The 18355-nt window shown below is 66.7% G+C and carries 16 protein-coding genes and 2 tRNA genes; 10 read left to right on the forward strand and 8 right to left on the reverse strand.

The genetic code is table 11. The features are described from left to right. Positions 1-83 precede the first annotated feature (83 nt). The 7 genes from GH664_RS01970 to GH664_RS02000 all read right to left on the reverse strand — a co-directional run bounded on the left by GH664_RS01970 (position 84) and on the right by GH664_RS02000 (position 7347). The gene (locus tag GH664_RS01970; RefSeq protein WP_153166442.1) at positions 84-368 is read right to left on the reverse strand and encodes a type II toxin-antitoxin system RelE/ParE family toxin; all 285 of its coding nucleotides are present in this window, start codon (positions 366-368) and stop codon (positions 84-86) included. Continuing rightward, on the reverse strand, positions 365-658 hold the full coding sequence (locus tag GH664_RS01975) for an antitoxin of toxin-antitoxin stability system (protein WP_153166443.1): 294 nt from the start codon (positions 656-658) through the stop codon (positions 365-367). Before GH664_RS01975 ends, GH664_RS01970 begins: the two co-directional genes overlap by 4 nt. A gap of 68 nt (positions 659-726) precedes the next feature. Further along, positions 727-1875 carry a Fic family protein gene (locus tag GH664_RS01980; RefSeq protein ID WP_153166444.1) on the reverse strand — a complete coding sequence of 383 codons (1149 nt, stop codon included), beginning with the start codon at positions 1873-1875 and terminating at the stop codon, positions 727-729. A 213-nt stretch (positions 1876-2088) separates the two neighbouring features. Next, positions 2089-3105 carry a class I SAM-dependent rRNA methyltransferase gene (locus tag GH664_RS01985; RefSeq protein ID WP_153166445.1) on the reverse strand — a complete coding sequence of 339 codons (1017 nt, stop codon included), beginning with the start codon at positions 3103-3105 and terminating at the stop codon, positions 2089-2091. Positions 3106-3115: 10 nt separating this feature from the next. Further along, on the reverse strand, positions 3116-4732 hold the full coding sequence (locus GH664_RS01990) for an NAD(P)/FAD-dependent oxidoreductase (RefSeq protein WP_153166446.1): 1617 nt from the start codon (positions 4730-4732) through the stop codon (positions 3116-3118). Between the two features lie 153 nt (positions 4733-4885). Further along, positions 4886-6484 (reverse strand): malate synthase A, encoded by a 1599-nt coding sequence (gene aceB, locus GH664_RS01995; protein WP_153166447.1) that lies wholly within the window; start codon positions 6482-6484, stop codon positions 4886-4888. 80 nt (positions 6485-6564) lie between these two features. Next, a complete protein-coding gene (locus GH664_RS02000; RefSeq protein WP_153166499.1) occupies positions 6565-7347 on the reverse strand; it encodes a sulfite exporter TauE/SafE family protein in 783 nt (260 codons plus the stop codon). Between the two features lie 125 nt (positions 7348-7472). Here GH664_RS02000 and GH664_RS02005 point away from each other — a divergent pair, with 125 nt between their 5' ends. From GH664_RS02005 to ccoS, 10 genes are all read left to right on the forward strand, one after another. After that, complete coding sequence (locus GH664_RS02005; RefSeq protein WP_153166448.1) at positions 7473-8372, forward strand: LysR family transcriptional regulator; 900 nt, start codon at positions 7473-7475, stop codon at positions 8370-8372. 70 nt (positions 8373-8442) lie between these two features. Continuing rightward, positions 8443-8518: transfer RNA gene (locus GH664_RS02010), tRNA-Thr, on the forward strand. 9 nt (positions 8519-8527) lie between these two features. Then, positions 8528-8604: transfer RNA gene (locus tag GH664_RS02015), tRNA-Met, on the forward strand. A 199-nt stretch (positions 8605-8803) separates the two neighbouring features. Continuing rightward, positions 8804-11107, forward strand: a complete 2304-nt coding sequence (locus GH664_RS02020; RefSeq protein ID WP_153166449.1) for a hypothetical protein — start codon at positions 8804-8806, stop codon at positions 11105-11107. A 52-nt stretch (positions 11108-11159) separates the two neighbouring features. Then, complete coding sequence (locus GH664_RS02025) at positions 11160-12398, forward strand: MBL fold metallo-hydrolase (RefSeq protein ID WP_153166450.1); 1239 nt, start codon at positions 11160-11162, stop codon at positions 12396-12398. 63 nt (positions 12399-12461) lie between these two features. Continuing rightward, positions 12462-12995, forward strand: a complete 534-nt coding sequence (locus GH664_RS02030; protein ID WP_153166451.1) for a glycine cleavage system protein R — start codon at positions 12462-12464, stop codon at positions 12993-12995. 37 nt (positions 12996-13032) lie between these two features. Then, the gene (locus tag GH664_RS02035; RefSeq protein ID WP_228111335.1) at positions 13033-14280 is read left to right on the forward strand and encodes an MFS transporter; all 1248 of its coding nucleotides are present in this window, start codon (positions 13033-13035) and stop codon (positions 14278-14280) included. Between the two features lie 105 nt (positions 14281-14385). Beyond that, on the forward strand, positions 14386-15153 hold the full coding sequence (locus tag GH664_RS02040; RefSeq protein ID WP_153166452.1) for a 3-hydroxyacyl-CoA dehydrogenase: 768 nt from the start codon (positions 14386-14388) through the stop codon (positions 15151-15153). A 172-nt stretch (positions 15154-15325) separates the two neighbouring features. Further along, positions 15326-17821: a heavy metal translocating P-type ATPase gene (locus tag GH664_RS02045; RefSeq protein WP_153166453.1), complete on the forward strand. Its 2496-nt coding sequence runs from the start codon at positions 15326-15328 to the stop codon at positions 17819-17821. Between the two features lie 9 nt (positions 17822-17830). Further along, a complete protein-coding gene (gene ccoS / locus GH664_RS02050) occupies positions 17831-18037 on the forward strand; it encodes a cbb3-type cytochrome oxidase assembly protein CcoS (protein WP_153166454.1) in 207 nt (68 codons plus the stop codon). Between the two features lie 201 nt (positions 18038-18238). On the opposite strand, the gene GH664_RS02055 is transcribed toward ccoS, so the two are convergent. Next, a partial coding sequence (locus GH664_RS02055) for a transposase (RefSeq protein WP_194270300.1) occupies positions 18239-18355 on the reverse strand: 117 nt, incomplete at its 5' end.

Genomic DNA, 18355 nt, shown 5'->3' on the forward strand with positions numbered 1-18355 from the left:
GGGCGCCGACGGGCGTCCCGAGCTGGATGGCACTGGTGCGGGGTTGGGGTGTCTGAGTCGCCTCAGCCCAGCCGGTGCCCCCGCTATCGCATACGTCGGGGCCACAGTCGTGCGGTGTGCACCAGCGCCAGAATCCACACGGCGTCGCCTTGCACTTCGTACACCAGCCTGTAACTTTCGTGCGGGATCAACTCGCGAGTGCCCGGAATCTGGCCCGATTTCCCAAGGAGTGGGTGGGTAGCCAGGCGCCTGGCTGCGTCGGAAAAAAGCTCATCCATCCGGACGGCTGCGAGCGGGTTGTCCCGGCTGATGTAGTCGATGATGTCGGCGCGGTCTTGCTCAGCGGCAGAGGCCCAGAACACCCTCATTCGCCGTTACTTTCTGCTTTGGCGAGCAACTGCGCGCGTCGTGCAGCGAACCGGGCTTCAACATCGTCAGCGCTGGCGTAGTCACCGGCACGGATCTGCTCACGCGCATCCGCCACCTTGGTGCGCAGGAACTCGTCGTACTCGCGCGCCTCACGTTGGCGCTGCACGAACTCGCGCATCAATTCACGCAGTATCTGTGATGCGGGTCGATGGGTGGCCGCTGCCTCGGCCATGAACTCGGCGCGCAGCTCTGGCTCCAGCTTCATGGTGAAGACGGCTTCTTTGGACATGGCGCGACCTTTGATACTGGATGTACTGCTTAAGTATATACGTCATTAGTACATCTGCTAAGCTCGTATCAGCGACTCAGCAGCTCGACATACGCCTGATAGCTGTAACTGCGGTTCTTCTTCTGCCCGGTCATTTCGGTCACGATGCCCAGCGCTTCAAGGGCCTTTACGGCCGCGGTGGCGGTGGGAAAACTGGTTGCCAACTGCTGTCGCACGCGCTCGATGGTGAAGCGGGGCATCATCGGCAGCATCTCGAATAACCGATAGCTGACAGGGCCGGCCCTGGGTGATTGCAACAGTCGCCGGCGGTCGGCCGCCACGAGGCTTGCAACCTGGATGATGTTCTTCTCCGCGTCGGCTGCGGCGGTCGCAACTCCTTCAAGAAAGAAGGACACCCACGACTCCCAGTCACCTTCGGTGCGGATGGTCGATAGTCGGCGGTAGTACTCGGCTTGATGTTGCTTCAGGTAGCCGCTGAGGTACGCCAACGGTTCGGACAGCAATCCAAAATGCTCGAACAGTGCTGCAATCAGCAGCCGGCCAATGCGCCCGTTGCCATCCAGAAAAGGGTGGATGGTTTCGAACTGGGCGTGGATCAGCGCCACCCTGACCAAGGGCGGCAGGTCCGAGGACGGCTCGTGAATGAAGCGTTCCAGGTGCGCAAGCAAGTCGGGCACCTGCTCAGGCGGCGGCGGGACGAAAATGGCGTTGCCCGGCCTCGTCCCGCCAATCCAGTTCTGGGATTGGCGCAGTTTCCCCGGTTGTTTACCCGCGCCACGCGCGCCGTCCAGCAGCCGCCGATGTGCTTCGCACAGCAGCCGTATGCTGATGGGCAAGCCCTTCGCGTCGCGCAGTTGCTCCCGGACCCAGCGGAAGGCGTGGAGGTAATTGGTGACCTCTTCGACGTCTTCCGTGTTGCTTACCTTGAAACCCGCCTCCTCATCGAACAGGTCGGTCAGCGTGGCCTGGGTGCCCTCGATCTGGGATGTCAGCAACGCTTCCTTGCGGATGGCGCTGTATAGCAACCAATCCACCGACGGCACCAGGCCAGCGACGCCGGCAAGGCGTGCCAAGGCCAGTTCCGCCTGCCGGTTGAGATCGACGAAATCGGCCGGCGACAGGGCAGGATCGACCGGGGGCAGCGAGTGCGGCACAAACGCATGCACCGACTCGCCCAGCGTTGTTGAAACTGCGTAGGTGCCTGTGCTGCGGGTCATTCAACGAGTTCTTTGATTGCTTGTCTTGATATTAAAGCATTCTTTGATGTGATTTGATTAAATTAAAGATGGCTTTCATGTGTGATGTGCTTGGACGCGCTTACTCTGACCAGTGCGCTGGACTGCTCGAGTCTTAACCGGAAGAGGAGGCTAAGAATGACGAATGCCCGCCGATAGCCACGTGAGCTGTCGTGCGGGTGGAGGTCCGTTGATTCATACCCGAAGCAGCGCGATCTTGAGCGGCGGCTTGCCGTCCGGGCTCGGAAAATCCGCTTCCGGCGCGATCCACTCGACTTCGCGCAGCGGCCGGCCGGCCTTCTTCGCGCCGCGTTCGAGCTGATCCAGCCAGGCCTGGCGCTCGACCTGGGCGACGTTGTTGCAGCAGATCAGCGTGCCGCCTTCGGCGGTGGCGAGCAGGGCGGGCTTGAACAGCGCCGGATAGTCGTTGACCAGGTCGACGACACCGAACGGGCTCTTGGCGTAGCGCGGCGGATCGAGGAACACGAGGTCGAACTGCCTTGGTTCGAGCACCGGGAAGGGCGGCAGGCGCTTGCCGCGCACCACCTGCGGCTGGCCCAGGCCCGAAAGCTGGCGCAAGGCGGCGAAGGCGTCGCTGCGCACGAAGCGCACGCGGATCGGCAGTTCGTTGCGGGCGGCGTTTTCCTTGCCGACGTCGAGGCTGGATTCGGCGAAGTCCACGTTCACCACATGCTGCGCGCCTGCCTTGGCTGCGGCGATACCGACCCCGCAGGTGTAGGCGAACACGTTGAGCAGCGACTTGCCCGCGGTCTCCCGCATCACGCGCCGGCGGCCTGCCCGCAGGTCGAGGAAGAGCCAGGGATCCTGCCCGGCGTGGCGTGCCTGGAAACGGTAGCGCACGCCCAGTTCGCGGATCTCGCGCGCTTGCTGCGCGATGGTGGCCTGCTCGGGTGTGAGCGCGTTGGAGATGCGGGAGTTGGCCTGGCTGCGATCGTTGAGGATCAGCGGCAGTGCCGGGTAGGCCTGGGCGTAGAAGGCCTCGAGCGTTGCCAATTCCTCTGCCAGCAGCGGACTGTGGAAGGTCTGGGCCAGCAGGAGCTCGCCATAGCGGTCGACCGTCAGGCCCGATCGGCCTTCGACGCTGCCGTGAAAAAGTCGGTAGGCGTCGGTTTGTTCAGCGTGAAGTTGCTCGAGCAGGGCGGCTCTGGCATCGAGCGCGGTTTCAAGACAATCGCGGAGGGATGCGGACACGGAGGGCGCCTTATGTGCTGTGTTCGACGAGGCTCAAGGCCACGGCTTCGGCGACCTTGATGCCGTCGACCGCCGCGGAGAGGATTCCGCCCGCGTAACCGGCGCCCTCTCCAGCCGGATACAGCCCGCTCGTGTTCAGGCTCTGGAAGGTCTCGTCGCGGGTGATGCGGATCGGCGACGAGGTACGAGTTTCGACGCCGGTCATGATCGCGTCGTTCATGGAGAAGCCGGCGATCTCCTTGCCGAATGCGGGGAGCGACTCGCGCAACGCGTTGATGACGAAATCGGGCAGGCACAGCGACAGGTCCGTCAGGCGCACGCCGGGCGTGTAGGACGGCAGCACCGAACCGAACTCGGTCGACGGCCGACCGGCAAGGAAGTCGCCGACGAGCTGCGCCGGCGCGCGGTAGTCGCCACCGCCGGCCTCGAAGGCGAGGCTCTCCCAGTGGCGCTGAAACTCGATGCCGGCCAGCGGATCGGTGTCGCTCCCCGGATAGTCGGCGGGCGTCACGCCGACCACGATGGCGCTGTTGGCGTTGCGTTCGTTGCGCGAATACTGGCTCATGCCGTTGGTGACCACCCGCCCCGGTTCGGAGGTCGCGGCGACCACCGTGCCGCCCGGGCACATGCAGAAACTGTAGGCCGAGCGCCGGTTGGTGCAGTGGTGCACGAGCTTGTAGTCCGCAGCCCCCAGGATCGGGTGGCCGGCGTTGTCGCCGAACCGCGCGCGATCGATCAGCGACTGCGGGTGCTCGATGCGGACACCGATGGAAAACGGCTTGGCTTCGACATGCACGCCCTGCTCATGGAGCATGCGGAAGGTGTCGCGCGCGCTATGGCCGACGGCCAGCACGATGTGGGTGGCGGCGATGTACTCGCCGCTGGCCAGGGTCAGACCGCGCACCTGGCCATGGTCGATGTCGATGCGCTCGACCTTGCTCTGAAAGCGGATCTCGCCGCCCAGCGCCTCGATCTCGGTACGCATGTTCTCCACCATCGACACCAGCTTGAAGGTGCCGATGTGGGGCTTGCTCACGTAGAGGATTTCCGCGGGCGCCCCCGCCTTGACGAACTCTGTCAGCACCTTGCGGCCGCGGTACTGCGGGTCCTTGATCTGGCTGTAGAGCTTGCCGTCCGAGAACGTGCCCGCGCCGCCTTCACCGAACTGGACATTGGATTCCGGGTTGAGCTTGCTCTTGCGCCACAGCCCCCACGTATCCTGCGTGCGCTCGCGCACCGCCTTGCCACGCTCGAGCATGATCGGGCGGAACCCCATCTGCGCGAGGAGGAGGGTGGCAAACAGGCCGCAGGGACCGGCGCCGATCACGATCGGTCGCAGTGTGGACAGCGTCGGCGGTGCCTTGGCGACGAAGTGGTACGAGGTGTCCGGCGTTGGCCCGACATGGCGGTCGTTCTTCATGCGCGCGAGCAGGGCCGCTTCGTCCCTGACCTCGATGTCCAGCGTGTGGGTCAGGACGATGGAGGAGCGCTTTCTGGCATCGTAGCCGCGGCGGAAGATCGTGTAGCCGACGAGTTCGCCGGCCGTGATCCCGAGCCGCTTCAGGATGGCGGCCTTCAGTTCGGCGTCGGTGTGATCGAGCGGGAGTTTGAGTTCGGTCAGTCGCATGGACGGGTGGCCGCGGTCGGTGGCGAAAAAAGGGCGACAGTCTATCCCCAGCGGACATCGTTGCCGGCGTGGGCGCACCCGTCAACACAGCAAGGAAAACGGCGCCCGCAGGCGCCGTCCGGGATTTTACGTGCGGCATCGGGCCGCAGCGCATCACTCCATCGCTTCGTAAAGCGGCAGGGTCAGGAACTCGGGGAAGTCCTCGGTCAGCGACATCTTCTCGAAGATTACTGCGGCCTGGTCGTAGGTCGCGGTGGCCTCGCCCTGAGCGGTGACGGTCGCCTTCACCTTGGCAAGCTCCTCGGGGATCAGTGCGCGGACCCAGTCGGCGGTGACCTTGCGGCCGTCGTCGAGAACGCCCTTCGGCGAAATCACCCACTGCCAGATCTGCGAGCGCGAGATCTCGGCGGTGGCGGCGTCTTCCATCAGGTTGTGGATGGGCACGCAACCGTTGCCGGCCAGCCAGCTTCCGAGGTAGTGAATGCCGACGTTGATGTTGTTGCGCACACCGACTTCGGTGATCGGCTGCTCGGGCTGGAAGTTCAGCCAGTCCTTCGGGCCGAAGCGGCCTTCGACCTGCTTGTCCCACTGGTTGGGCTTGTCGCCCAGCACCTTGACGAACTCCTCCATGGCGATCGGCACCAGGCCCGGGTGCGCCACCCAGCCGCCGTCGTAGCCGTCGTTGGCGTCGCGCGTCTTGTCGTGACGAATGCCGGCCAGTGCCTTCTCGTTGGCGACCGGGTCGCTCTTGATCGGGATCAGCGCGCTCATGCCGCCCATCGCCGGCGCACCGCGCTTGTGGCAGGCCTGCACCAGGGCCAGCGCATAGCTGCGCATGAAGGGCACTTCCATCGTGATCGCGCCGCGGTTGGCGAGGCAGAAGTTCTTGTTCTTCTTGAACTTCTTGATGCACGAGAAGATGTAGTCCCAGCGCCCGGCGTTGAGGCCGGCGGAGTGCTCGCGCAGCTCGTACAGGATCTCTTCCATCTCGAAGGTGGCGAGGATGGTCTCGACCAGCACGGTGGCCTTGATCGTGCCGCGCGGCAGGCCGAGTTCATCCTGCGCCATGCAGAAGATGTCGTTCCACAGGCGCGCCTCGAGGTGCGACTCCATCTTCGGCAGGTAGAAGAAGGGGCCGGCGCCGCGGGCGATCTGCTCCTTGGCATTGTGGAAGAAGAACAGGGCGAAGTCGAAGATGCCGCCCGACACGCGCTGGCCGTCGATCAGCACGTGCTTCTCGTCCAGATGCCAGCCGCGCGGACGCACCTGCAGGGTGGCGATCTTGTCGTTGAGTTTGTAGCTCTTGCCGCCGTCGGCGGTGAAGTCGATCTGGCGGCGGATGGCGTCAAAGAGGTTCACCTGGCCCTGGATCTGGTTGTACCAGTTCGGGCTGTTGGAGTCCTCGAAGTCGGTCATGTAGGAGTCAGCGCCCGAGTTGAAGGCGTTGATGATCATCTTGCGCTCGACCGGGCCGGTGATCTCCACGCGGCGGCATTCCAGCGCCTTGGGGAGGGGCGCGACCTTCCAGTCGCCTTCGCGGATGTGCTTGGTCTCGGGCAGGAAGTCGGGCATCTCGCCGGCGTCGATGCGCGCCTGGCGGGCGACACGCGCCTTCAGCAGCTCCTGGCGGCGCGGCTCGAAGGTGCGGTGCAGCTTGGCGACCAGTGCCAGCGCGTCGCGGGTCAGGATCTGGTCGAAACGGGGCGACAGCGGGGCGTTGATCTGCATGCCCTGAGGCAGGTCGAGGTTCATGGGAAATCCTTGTGCGTGCGTTTGGGTGTTGTTTGATGAACGAGGGTCAAGCGATGCAGCGATGTAGGCAAAACGGCAGTTCAAAGGGTTTTCACGAAATAGTGCACGGTGAGCAGGCTGCCGACCGCGATGATCAGGCGTCGCAACCAGACGGCTGGAATGCGTCGCGCCAGCGTGGCACCCACGTATCCGCCAAGCGTTCCAGTGGCAAGCATCACCAGCGTGTGCGGCCACGACACGGCATTCGCAATGACGAAGGTGCCGACCGCGACACTGTAGATTACCGCCGACAGCCAGTTTTTCAAGGCGTTGATTTCATGCACGTCCTTGAAACCCTGGATGGCCAGCGCCGCAATCATCAGGATGCCCATGCCGGCGCCGAAGAAGCCGCCATAGACGGACACCACGAGCTGGAACAGGAAGCCCCCGGCTCCGATATGCCGCTCGTCGGCGCCCGCAGGCCCGGGCCTGAGCCGGCGCACCAGCGCCGAGATCTGGCCGCTGAAGGCAAACAGCACGGTCGCCACCAGCAGTAGCCAAGGGATGAGCTTGGCAAATGCGGCGTTGGACGTTGCCAGCAGCAGCAGCCCTCCGGCGATGCCGCCGACGAAAGCGACCACCGACAGCATCGGCAGGCTGCGGCGGAAGCGAGCCAGCTCCTGGCGGAAAGCCCAGGCTCCGGCAAGGCTGCCCGGCCACAGCGAGACGGAGTTGCTGGCGTTCGCGACCACCGGCGGCACGCCCACGGCCAGCAAGGCCGGGAAGGAAAAGAAGGTCCCTCCGCCGGCGACCGAATTCACCGCGCCCGCCGCGAAGGCGGCGACGCCGATGAGTGCGATCTGGAAGAAATCCATGCCGGCCATGTCGAGCTTGTCGGGTGTGTGCGGATGTGGCACCGGGCGTGCCCTTGCTGCGCCGCAGTGTATTCGAGTCTTATATAAAACAACAGATCAGGTATGATCAATTCGGCTTTTACTTTTTGTCAAAAATGGATCAGCTCAAGCAGATCGAAACCTTCGTTGCCGTCGCTATTCGCGGCAGCCTGTCCGCGGCCGCGCGCGCGGAAGGGGTCACGCCGGCGGTGATCGGGCGTCGGCTCGATGCGCTCGAGCAGCGGCTCGGGGTGCGGCTGCTGCTGCGCACCACGCGCAGCGTGACCCTCAGCTTCGAGGGTAGCGCGTTCTTCGAGGACTGCCAGCGCGTCCTCACCGAGCTGTCGAACGCCGAGGCGGCGGTCAGCCTGGGCAGCGTGAAGGCCAGCGGGCACCTGCGCATTTCCGCGCCGGCGGGTTTCGGGCGGCGCCATGTCGCGCCGCTGGTGAGGGAGTTCCTCGACGCCCATCCCGAGGTCAGTTGCACGCTGGACCTGAGCGACCGCCTGGTGGATCTCGTGAATGAAGGTATCGACTGCGCGATCCGCATCGGCGAGCTGGGCGACTCCAGCCTGGTGTCGGTGCGCCTGGCGGAGAACCGGCGCGTGGTGGTGGGCAGCCCCGATTATCTGGCGCGCCATGGCGTGCCGGCCACGCCGGCCGAGCTGGCTGCGCACGTCTGCCTGTCGCTGGGCCAGCAGCGTGGCTGGCAGTTCCGCGCGGCGGGTGGCGAGGCGCTCACCGTGAAGGTGGGCGGACGCTTCGAGTGCAACGACGGCGCGGTGCTGCACGAATGGGCGCTGGCCGGTCATGGGCTGGCGTGGCGATCGCTGTGGGAAGTGGAGGGCGATCTGCGCGCTGGTCGTCTGAAGTCGGTGCTGGACGATTTCGCCGCGCTCCCCAACGGCATCCACGCCGTTTACCCGCAGCGCCGCAACCTGGCGCTGCGCGTGCGCCTGTTCATCGATTTCCTGCGCAACCGCTACGGCGAGCCCGGCTACTGGCAGGAGCGCTGAGGCAATGCGCAGGGCGAGATGCGGCTGGTGTTGAATCGGCCGCCGAGCTCGGGTATGATCCGCGTCCTTCGCTGCTGTAGCTCAGTCGGTAGAGCAACTGATTCGTAATCAGTAGGTCACCAGTTCGATTCCGGTCAGCAGCACCAGATTTCAGTCGCGGGGTGGAGCAGTTCGGTAGCTCGTCGGGCTCATAACCCGAAGGTCACAGGTTCAAATCCTGTCCCCGCAACCACACAAGCACGAAAGCCCGATCCGGAAGGTCGGGCTTTCGTGCTTTTCGCCGTCCGCTTCCGGCTCTGCCTCAAATGTGCGCCTGTCGGTGCGTCTGCTGCGGAACGTTTGACGCAAAGCGGTTGTGTTCATGCCCGGATTGCCTAAAGTTCAAGCGACACGAGCGAATGCGAACGTGATGGCGGCCGCCGGGAGGGGCGATGGCGAAGCTCATCGAAGTCGAGGAACTTGTCCGCAAGCTGGATCTGGGCAGCGCCGCGGCCGACGCGCAGGTGCGATCAAGCTTGCTGGCGCGGGCGGTGGCGCTGCCGCTTGGCCGCTCGGCGTGGACCTGGCTGGCGCGGGCATTGTGGGAATTGATCGCCAGCCAGCCGGCAGGCTCGCCGGCGCGGCGTCAGGCGCTCGCCGCCGCGCTCAAGGTGCCGGTGAAATCCCTGCACAGGGCCTTGCAGCGCCTTGCGGCCGATGAGGACGAGCCCGACCGTGATCTGCTGGCGGGCATTCGCGTGGACGAGGCCGGGACTGGCGAGTCGGCGCTCAGCGGCGACTTCAATGAGTTGCCCGCGGACGGCCTGGATGCATTTCGTGTGCTGGAGGGCGAGGCAACACTCGGCCTCCCCGAGGATGTGCCGCATGAGGCGCCCATGCGCCATGTCGGGGTCGGTGGGCACATGTCCGCCGGGAGGATTCCGGCCGATCTCGATGCACCCGCGCCGCGCGCTGCCGGCCGGGACGCGCGCCCTGCGGCAGCGCATCCCCGCACGAGCCCGCCGCCGGCGCCGCAGTCTGCGGGGGCGGCGGCCGGCGATGAGGAGTTGCGCCGCGTCAATGCACTGATCCTGCAGGCGGGAAAGGCGCGGCGCAGTTTCGTGAGCGGCGCCGACAACGTCGTCCGCTGCTGGATCGGCCTCCGGGACGAGGCGGCCGCCGTTGCGAACGAGGCGATCCCGCGCGTGGACATTCCTCCCGAAGGACTGGAACTGACCGCCGAGTTGTACTGGAATGACCAGCGCGACGCGAAGCGGCTGATCCTGCCCGCCGAACGCAGCGCCCGCAGCGGCGACTGCGACTTGCGGCTGAGCGTGCCCGAAGGCGAGCGCTTCGTGAGCGCAGAAATCGTCTTCCGCTACCGTGGCCGCGCCTTCGAGGTGGTGCGGGTGGAGGCCTTCGCGCTGGCGCCGGGCGAGCCCGAGGAGGCACATCATCAGGTCCAGGTGCGGGTGCAGGCGAGCAGGCGCGAGGTCGTCGAGGTCGCCGACAGCCAGCCGGTCGATGCCATCTTCGTCCATGGCGACGACCGCGCGCAGGCGGGCGATGCGCAGGCGGCGCCGCCGGCCTTGCGCGTGTTCGGTGGCGAGGGCGGTCGCGGGTTCGATCTGGACGATGCCGCCGTGGCGATCCGCTGGCTGAACGACACGCTGTTCTCGACCGAGAAACTGGTGGTGCGCCGGCAGGCGGCCCAGGGCGGCGAAGATCGGCTCGATGCCGACGACCCCGACGTGCGCAGCCTGCTGCGGGACATGGCGCGTCACGGCGCGGGGCTCTACAACCAGCTTTGCGACCAGGGTTTCACCGATCCGGGTGAGCGCATCCAGGTGCTGAACCTCGACGCGGCCAACGATGTTCCGCTGGAGTTCGTCTACGACCGCGGTTACCCGCTGCGCGATGCTCCCCTGTGCGAGCCCGGCCTGGCCGCGCTGCACGCGGGCGAAGGCAGTTGCCCGGTCTGTGCGCTGCCGGCAGCCGATGAGGAGCGCAACGCGGCGCCGGTGATCTGCCCCTATGGTTTCTGGTCGCTGCGCAAGATCATCGAACGCGTCGCGTCGGGCGACGGGCGCGAAGCGTCCGTGCCGCGCGGCACGCGGCGCGCCTTGCCGCCCATCGACGCGGTGGCCTTCGCCAGCAGCCACCTGGTGCCGGAAGACGAGCGGAGCGCTACCTGCGAGGCGTTGCAGCGCTGCACCGGTCATCTGCTCGTCGCCGACGACTGGCTGCAGTGGCGAGCGGCGCTCAAGAGCCATCCGCCCCTGCTGGTGGTGCTGCCTCACCATGGTGTGCAGGCGGCGCTCGATTACCTCGAGATCGGCGACCCGGCGCAGGATGAGGATCACGGCAAGCTCAGCCATGCGCAGATCGGTCGCGACTGCGTCAACCCGGATGCGCGCGACCCCGGGCCCATCGTCCTGCTGCTGGGCTGCCAGACGGGTGCGCAGACGGAGACAGGGTACGTGCAGATCACCCGGCGTATCCAGCAACAGCACGCGGCGATCGTTCTCGGCACGCTGGCGCAGATCCTGGGCCGTCATGCCGCGCCGCTGGCGCGCGAGCTGGTGGCAGAGCTCGCGGCGGTGGACGACCCGCAAGCCGATTTCGGCACCGTCATGCGCCGTGTCCGACGTCGCATGCTGGCGCGTGGTTACCTGATGGCGCTGTGCCTGGTCGCGCAGGGCGATGCCGAATGGCGTCTGACGCCGCGCGCGTTGCCGGGCACCGCATGTATGTGATAGGTCGACCGGGCCCTGAAGATCCCGGCCATTGCTTTTGCGGAGGTGCTTCATGTTGCGCATCGAGATGCTGCCGGTGGCGCACGGCGATTGCCTGTGGATCGAGTACGGTGCCGGCAGCGGGATTCATCGCATCCTGATCGACGGCGGCCCGGCGCAGACCTATACGGCGCTGCGCGAGCGCATCCTGCACCTGCCGGCCGGGGAGAGGCGCTTCGATCTGCTGGTCATCACCCACATCGACGGCGATCACATCGAAGGTGTCGTCCGCCTGCTGCAGGACGCGGAAGCGCTAGGCTGCGTGTTCGACCGCATCTGGTTCAATGGGCGCGAGCAGCTGAACAGGATCCCGGATCCGGCGGGCGCGCCGCTCGGCGCCCTGCAGGGCGAGATGCTGGGCGTTCTCATCGCCGATTACGAAAGGCGCACCGGCACCCGCGTGTGGAATGCGGGCCTGCCTGACGGTCTGGCAGCCATCGACCGGCGCCGCGGCGATCTGCCGGTGGTCGAGCTGCCGGGTGAGTGCCGCCTGACGCTGTTGTCCCCCGATCACGAGCGTCTGCTGGCGCTGAAGGACGGCTGGGCCGACGAACTGCGCGCGGCGCGGATGGCCTCGGGCGACGTTGACGCGCTGCGGCGCAAGCTAGCTGAGTCGCGCACGCTGCGGCCGCTGGGCGATGTGCTCGGCGGCGCCAGCGGCGAGGTTGCGGAGGAGGGCGGCGAAGGGCGAGGTGGCGAAGGGCGTTTCGAGTTGCCCGACATGCACGATCGCGATATTGCCGGCGGTCCGCAGGATACGCTGGGCGGCGGCGAGGGCGAGCCCGGCGGCGATGCGCCCTTCGGTGGCGATGGCAGTCTTGCCAACGGCAGCAGCATCGCGCTGCTGCTGGAGTATCCGAAGGATGCCCCCGAAGTGCGCCTGCTGCTGGCCGGCGACGCGTGGCCCGCGGTGATCGAGGCCTCTGTCGTGCGCCTGCTGCAAGGGGGCCCGCAGCGGCTGACGCTGGACGGCTTCAAGCTGCCGCACCATGGCAGCGTTGCCAACATCACGCCGACGCTGCTGCAGAAGCTGAGCTGCCAGAACTACTTGATCTCGACCAGTGGCGCAGTGTTCCGTCACCCGCACGCGCGTGCCGTCGAGCTGGTGCTCGCCGGCCACACCGCGCGCGGGCGGCCGCGACTGCATTTCAACTATCTCACCTCCACCACCTCGCGCTGGGCCGATGCGGGCGACCAGCAGGCACGCGGTTACGAGGCCTGTCATCCCAAGGGCGTGTCGCTGACGCTGTGAATGGCTGCGCGCTGCGGTTCGCAGTACGATCGAAGCCCCGTTTCCACCGCAAAGGAATTCCTCATGAAGACATCGCTCGTGCTCACCCTGATCGGCCGTGACCGGCCGGGCCTGGTCAGCGCCGTTGCCGCGCGCGCGAGCGCCCTCGGTGCGAACTGGCTGGAGAGCCGGCTGGCGCAGTTGGCAGGGCAGTTCGCCGGGGTCGTGCGCCTCGAGGTGGAAGAGCGCGACGCTGCGCAGCTCGAGGTCTCGCTGCGCGAACTCGAGGCGGAAGGCCTGCAGGTGATCATCGAGCGCGGCGCTGGCGCGCGTGCGCAAGCGGCGCGCCGCATCACGCGCCTGGAACTGGTCGGCCACGACCGGCCGGGCATCGTGCGTGACATCTCGGCGGTGCTGGCGCGTCACGGCGTCAGCATCGAGGAATTCGAGACCGCCTGCGAGAGCGCGCCGATGTCGAGCGAATCGCTGTTCCGCGCGACAGCCGTGCTCGATGTGCCGGTGGCGGTGTCGCTGGACGCGCTGCGCGCAGACCTCGAAGCGCTCGCCAACGAGCTGATGGTCGATCTGAACCTGAACGACGATTCAGCAGCGTGCTGAAGCGCAGGACAGCCGCGCGAAGCCGGGGAGCAAGCGCTTGACGTCCGGGGATGCGGCCGGGCAGGGCGTATCGCGTCCGTGGCCGGCACCGATCCGCGCCCTGGCGCATCGCAACTTCCGTTTCTACTTCATCGGGCAGGGCGTGTCGGTGCTGGGGTCGTGGGTCCAGCAGGTGGCACTGTCCTGGCTCGTCTACCGTCTGACCGGTTCGGTGGCGCTGCTGGGCGTCACCACCTTCGCGGCGCTGCTTCCCATCCTCTTCATCGGGCCGCTGGCCGGCGCGTGGATCGACCGCCACGACAAGCGCCGCCTGCTGATCCTGGTGCAGGGACTGCTGGCGCTGCAGGCGGGCAGCCTGGCGCTGCTGACTGCCCTCGATGCGATCGGTCCGCGGCTCATCATCGCCATGTCGCTTGTGCTCGGCGTGCTTAATGCCTTTGATACGCCGCTGCGGCAGTCGCAGATCGGGGCCTTCGTGGATCGGCGCGACGACTTGCCCAACGCGCTGGCGCTCAACGCGATGCTGTTCAATTCGGGGCGCTTCATCGGTCCCCCGCTTGCAGGCTTGTTGCTGGGGCTGACATCGGAGGCGGCCTGTTTCGCCATCAATGCGCTGTCCTTCACCGCGCTGGCGGTCGGCGTGGCGTGCATTCGCGTGGCTCCGCCGTCCCGCGCCGCCGGGTCGATCGGCGAAGTGTTCCGCGAAGGCCTGCGCTATGTGTGGACGGAATATCCGGCGCGCATGCAGATCCTCATCCTCGCGGTGGTGAACATCACCGCATCGAGCTACGCGGTGCTGCTGCCCGTGTTCGCCAGGGAAGTCTTCGCCGGGGATGCGCGCATGCTGGGATGGCTGTGGGGCGCAGCCGGCGCTGGCGCCTTTCTGGGCACGATCTTTCTCGCCACACGCAAGCGCCTGAAGAGCCTGGTGCGGGTGGTGGTCGGTGGCGCGGGCCTGGGCGCGATCTCGCTGCTCCTCTTCTCCTACAACCGCTATCTGCCGCTGGCACTGGCTGCGATGGCCGGTGTGGGCTTCGGCATCTCGGTGTGCAATGTCGGCGTCAACATGCTGCTGCAGGGCGCAGCTCCGGACCACCTTCGGGGGCGCGTCGTCTCCTTCTTCAGTTCGACGCGCTTCGGGCTGGATGCGATCGGCGGCCTGTTGGCAGGCCTGCTGGCCGCGCGCATCGGCGTGCAGGCAGCGGTGCTGGTCGAAGGCGTGCTGCTCGGCGCGTTCTTCTTGTGGAGCTTGAGGCTGGTGCCGCGCCTGCGATCGTTCCATTGAGGCGGTATGGCAGCAAGAAGAAGGTTGACGTTTACGTCAACGGGAAATATGTTCGCGCCTTGGCGTTCGCCGCCTGGGGCGGACGGGAGAGAGGAGAGTCTTGCGATGAAGATTGAAAACAGCGTTTTCGTGGTGACGGGTGGCGGATCCGGCTTGGGCGCAGCGACGGCCCGCATGCTGGTCGAAGGTGGTGGCCGCGTGGTCCTGGCCGACGTGAATCGCGAGGCCGGCGACGCCATGGCGGCCGAGCTCGGCAAGGCGGCGGTGTTCGTGGCCACCGACGTGACCGACGAGGCGAGCGCGAAGGCGGCGATCGACACCGCGGTGTCGCGCTTCGGCGGGCTGAACGGGCTGGTGAGCTGCGCGGGTGTCGCCCCGGCGGAGAAGGTGGTCGGTCGCGATGCGCCGCATCGGCTGGAATCCTTCGCGCGCACCGTCGGCATCAACCTGATCGGCACCTTCAACATGCTGCGCCTGGCTGCCGACGTGATGAGCAAGGCGGTCCCCAATGCCGACGGCGAGCGCGGCGTGATCGTCAATACCGCTTCGATCGCCGCGTTCGATGGCCAGGTGGGGCAGGCGGGCTACGCCGCCTCCAAGGCGGGCGTGGTCGGCTTGACGCTGCCGGTGGCGCGTGAGCTGTCGCGCTTCGGCGTCCGCGTGATGACCATCGCCCCCGGCATCATGGAAACGCCGATGCTCATGGGCATGCCTCAGGAAGTGCAGGATTCGCTCGGCAAGACGGTGCCTTTCCCGTCTCGCATGGGCAAGCCGGCGGAGTTCGCCGCGCTGGTGCGCCACATCCTCGAGAACGGCTACCTCAATGGCGAAGTGATCCGCCTCGATGGCGCGATCCGCATGGCCGCGAAGTAATCCCGGGCAGGCTGCTGCGGGCGGCAGGCAAGTGCGGCGACGAGTTGCGCTGGCCTGCCGGGAGGCGTGCTGCGGTGCAATAGCCGGTCTTCCGGAAATGTGCTAAAAGATCGCGTCCGTTTCGACCGCCCCGGCTGGCTCCGCCGTCCGGGGCGGCTTTCCGTCGTCGTCGATGAATCCAGCCGAACTGCCGCCTGCCGAAGCTGCCGCTCCCTTCTCCGAGGACACAGCGGCGGAAACCGACTGCTATCACTGCGGGCTTCCCATCCCGCCTGACAGCCGTCACTACGTCCGCATCGACGGCCGTGATCGCCGCATGTGCTGCGTCGGCTGCGAAGCGGTCGCGCAGTCCATCGTCGACAGCGGTCTCGTCGACTATTACCGCCATCGCGACGCCATGCCCGAGACGCGGCGCGAGGCCTTGCCTGCGGAACTGCAGGAGCTCGGCCTGTTCGACCACCCGGATTTCCAGAAAAGTTTCGTGCGCCCGGTGGGAGAACATGAACGTGAGGCATCGCTGATCCTCGAGGGGATCACATGCGCGGCCTGCGTGTGGCTCAACGAACAACATGTTGCGCGCCAGCCCGGCGTGTCCGCGATCCAGATCAACTACGCCACGCGCCGCGCGCGGGTGCGCTGGGACGAGCGCCGCGTCAAGCTGTCCGACATCCTGGCGGCGGTGCAGGCGATCGGCTACCGGGCCTACCCCTACGACGCCGAACGCTCGGAGCAGATCGCGCACAAGGAACGGCGTTCGATGCTGTGGCGGGTGTTCGTCGCCGGCTTCGGCATGATGCAGGTCATGATGTACGCCTTCCCCGTGTACGTCGCGCGTGAAGGCGAGATGACCTGGGACATCGAGCTGCTGCTGCGCTGGGCGAGCCTGCTGCTGACGCTGCCGGTGGTGCTGTATTCGGCGGCGCCGTTCTTTCAGCGCGCCTGGCGCGACGTGAAGCTGCGCCGGCTCGGCATGGACGTGCCGGTCGCGCTCGGGGTCGGCAGTGCCTTCCTCGCCAGCTTGTGGGCCACGCTCACCGGCGGGCCGGAGGTGTATTTCGACTCGGTCACGATGTTCGTCTTCTTCCTGCTGGGCGGGCGCTACCTCGAGATGCTTGCGCGCCAGAAGGCGGTGCGTGGCGTGGAGGAGCTGGGCAAGGTGCTGCCGGCCTTTGCCGAGCGCCTGGCAGCGTGGCCGGCGCCCGAGGCCGAGCGGGTGCCGGTGTCGCAACTGCTGCCGGGCGACGTGCTGCGGGTGCGGCCGGGCGAGACGGTCGCGGCCGACGGTGTGGTGATCTCCGGCAGCGGCGAGGTCAACGAGGCGCTGCTCACCGGCGAGAGCCGACCCGTGCCCAAGGGCGTCGGCGTGGCATTGACCGGCGGCAGCATCAACGTGTCGAGCCCGCTCGTATACCGTGTCGAGCAGGTGGGCGACGCGACGCGGCTCGCCGCGATCCGCCGCCTGATGGAACGCGCTGCGACCGACAAGCCACGGGTCGCCACGCTGGCCGACCGCGTCGCGGTGGTCTTCATCATCGCCTTGCTGGCGCTGGCGGGCGTGACTGGCGTGGCGTGGTATTTCATCGATCCCCAGCGTGCACTGTGGGTGTTCGTCTCGGTTCTCGTCGTCGCCTGCCCTTGCGCGCTGTCGCTGGCGACGCCCACGGCATTGACGGTGGCGACGGACGTGCTGGCCCGCATGGGCGTGCTGGTGACGCGAGGCCACGCCATCGAGACGCTTGCGCGCATCAACCACATGGTTCTCGACAAGACCGGCACCCTGACCTACGGGCGCATGAAGCTCGAGGAAGTCAGCCCGCTCGGCGACCTTTCGGCCGACGAGGTGCTCGCTCTCGCGGCCGCCATCGAGCAGGGCTCGGAGCATCCGGTGGCGGCGGGCCTGCGTGAAGCGGCGGGGGGGCTGCCCTTGCCGATGGTGCTGGGCGTGCGGGCGCAGACGGGGCAGGGGATGGAGGGCGAGGTCGACGGCCGCAGCGTGTGGATCGGTCGCCCCGCTTTCGTTGCCGCCAATGCGGCGCTCGCCCTGCCGGAGTCGCTGGCGCGTTTCGAGCAGGGCGGCGGGACGGTGGTGGCGCTCGGCGCGCGTGAGGGCTGGCTGGCATTGTTCCGCCTGGGGGACGTGCCGCGTGCCGAGGCTGGCGCCTTCATCGCCGGACTGAAGGCGGACGGCATCCGCACCACCATGCTGTCCGGCGATACGCCTGTGGTGGTGGACGCGGTAGCGGTGGCACTGGGCGTCGGCGAGGCGCACGGCGGGCTCACGCCGCAGGACAAGCAGGGTCGTATCGTTGCACTGCAACAGGATCCCGCGGCGGTGGTGGCGATGGTGGGAGACGGCGTCAACGATGCGCCGGTGCTGGCACAGGCGCACGTGTCGATCGCCATGGGCGGCGGCACCGACCTTGCGCGCAACCAGGCCGACATCGTGCTTCTCAACGAGAACCTGGGAAGTCTCGGCCGGGGGATCGAGGCGGCGCGGATGACGCTACGCATCATTCGCCAGAACCTGTGGTGGTCATTCGCGTACAACATCACGTCCGTGCCGCTCGCCATGGCTGGCCTGGTGACGCCGTGGATGGCGGGTATCGGCATGGCCGCCAGTTCATTGCTGGTGGTGCTCAACGCGATGCGCCTGCAGCGCGTCCGCTGAAGGAAGAACATGGAAAGCCTCTACCTGTTGATCCCGGTCTCCGTGATCCTCGTCTTCATCATCGGCGTGCTGTTCTGGTGGTCCTTGCGCAGCGGGCAGTACGACGATCTGGAGGGGCCTGCCTATCGCCTCCTGCTCGATGATCGCGACGAAGTACCCCCACGTGGCGAGAAAGGCGGAAAAGAGGCGCAACAGGGCGGTGATCGTAAGGAGTGAAGCCAGCCGCAGGGGAGTGGCGGACGTGCGCGGCGGCGCTGCGCCCGATCCGTTGACATAGGTCAATACGCATCACGACGGGATCGGCATAATTCGCCTGTGGTTCCGGTTCTGGCAAGGCCAGCGGCAGTGTGCGGGATCGGAAACTTTTGTCTCTCTGTTGGGGTTGGGGGTGCGTAGATACGCACCCTTTTTTTTGGTTCATCGCACCTTTCCGGGGAAGGCGGCCTTGATCTTCAGGAAGAAATAGGTTGAGTCGCGGAATCCGTAGGCCATGCGTTTGATGACCTTGATGCGGTTGTTGACGCCCTCGAGGAC

It is taken from the genome of Thauera sp. 2A1 (assembly GCF_009469595.2).
Classification (GTDB): domain Bacteria; phylum Pseudomonadota; class Gammaproteobacteria; order Burkholderiales; family Rhodocyclaceae; genus Thauera.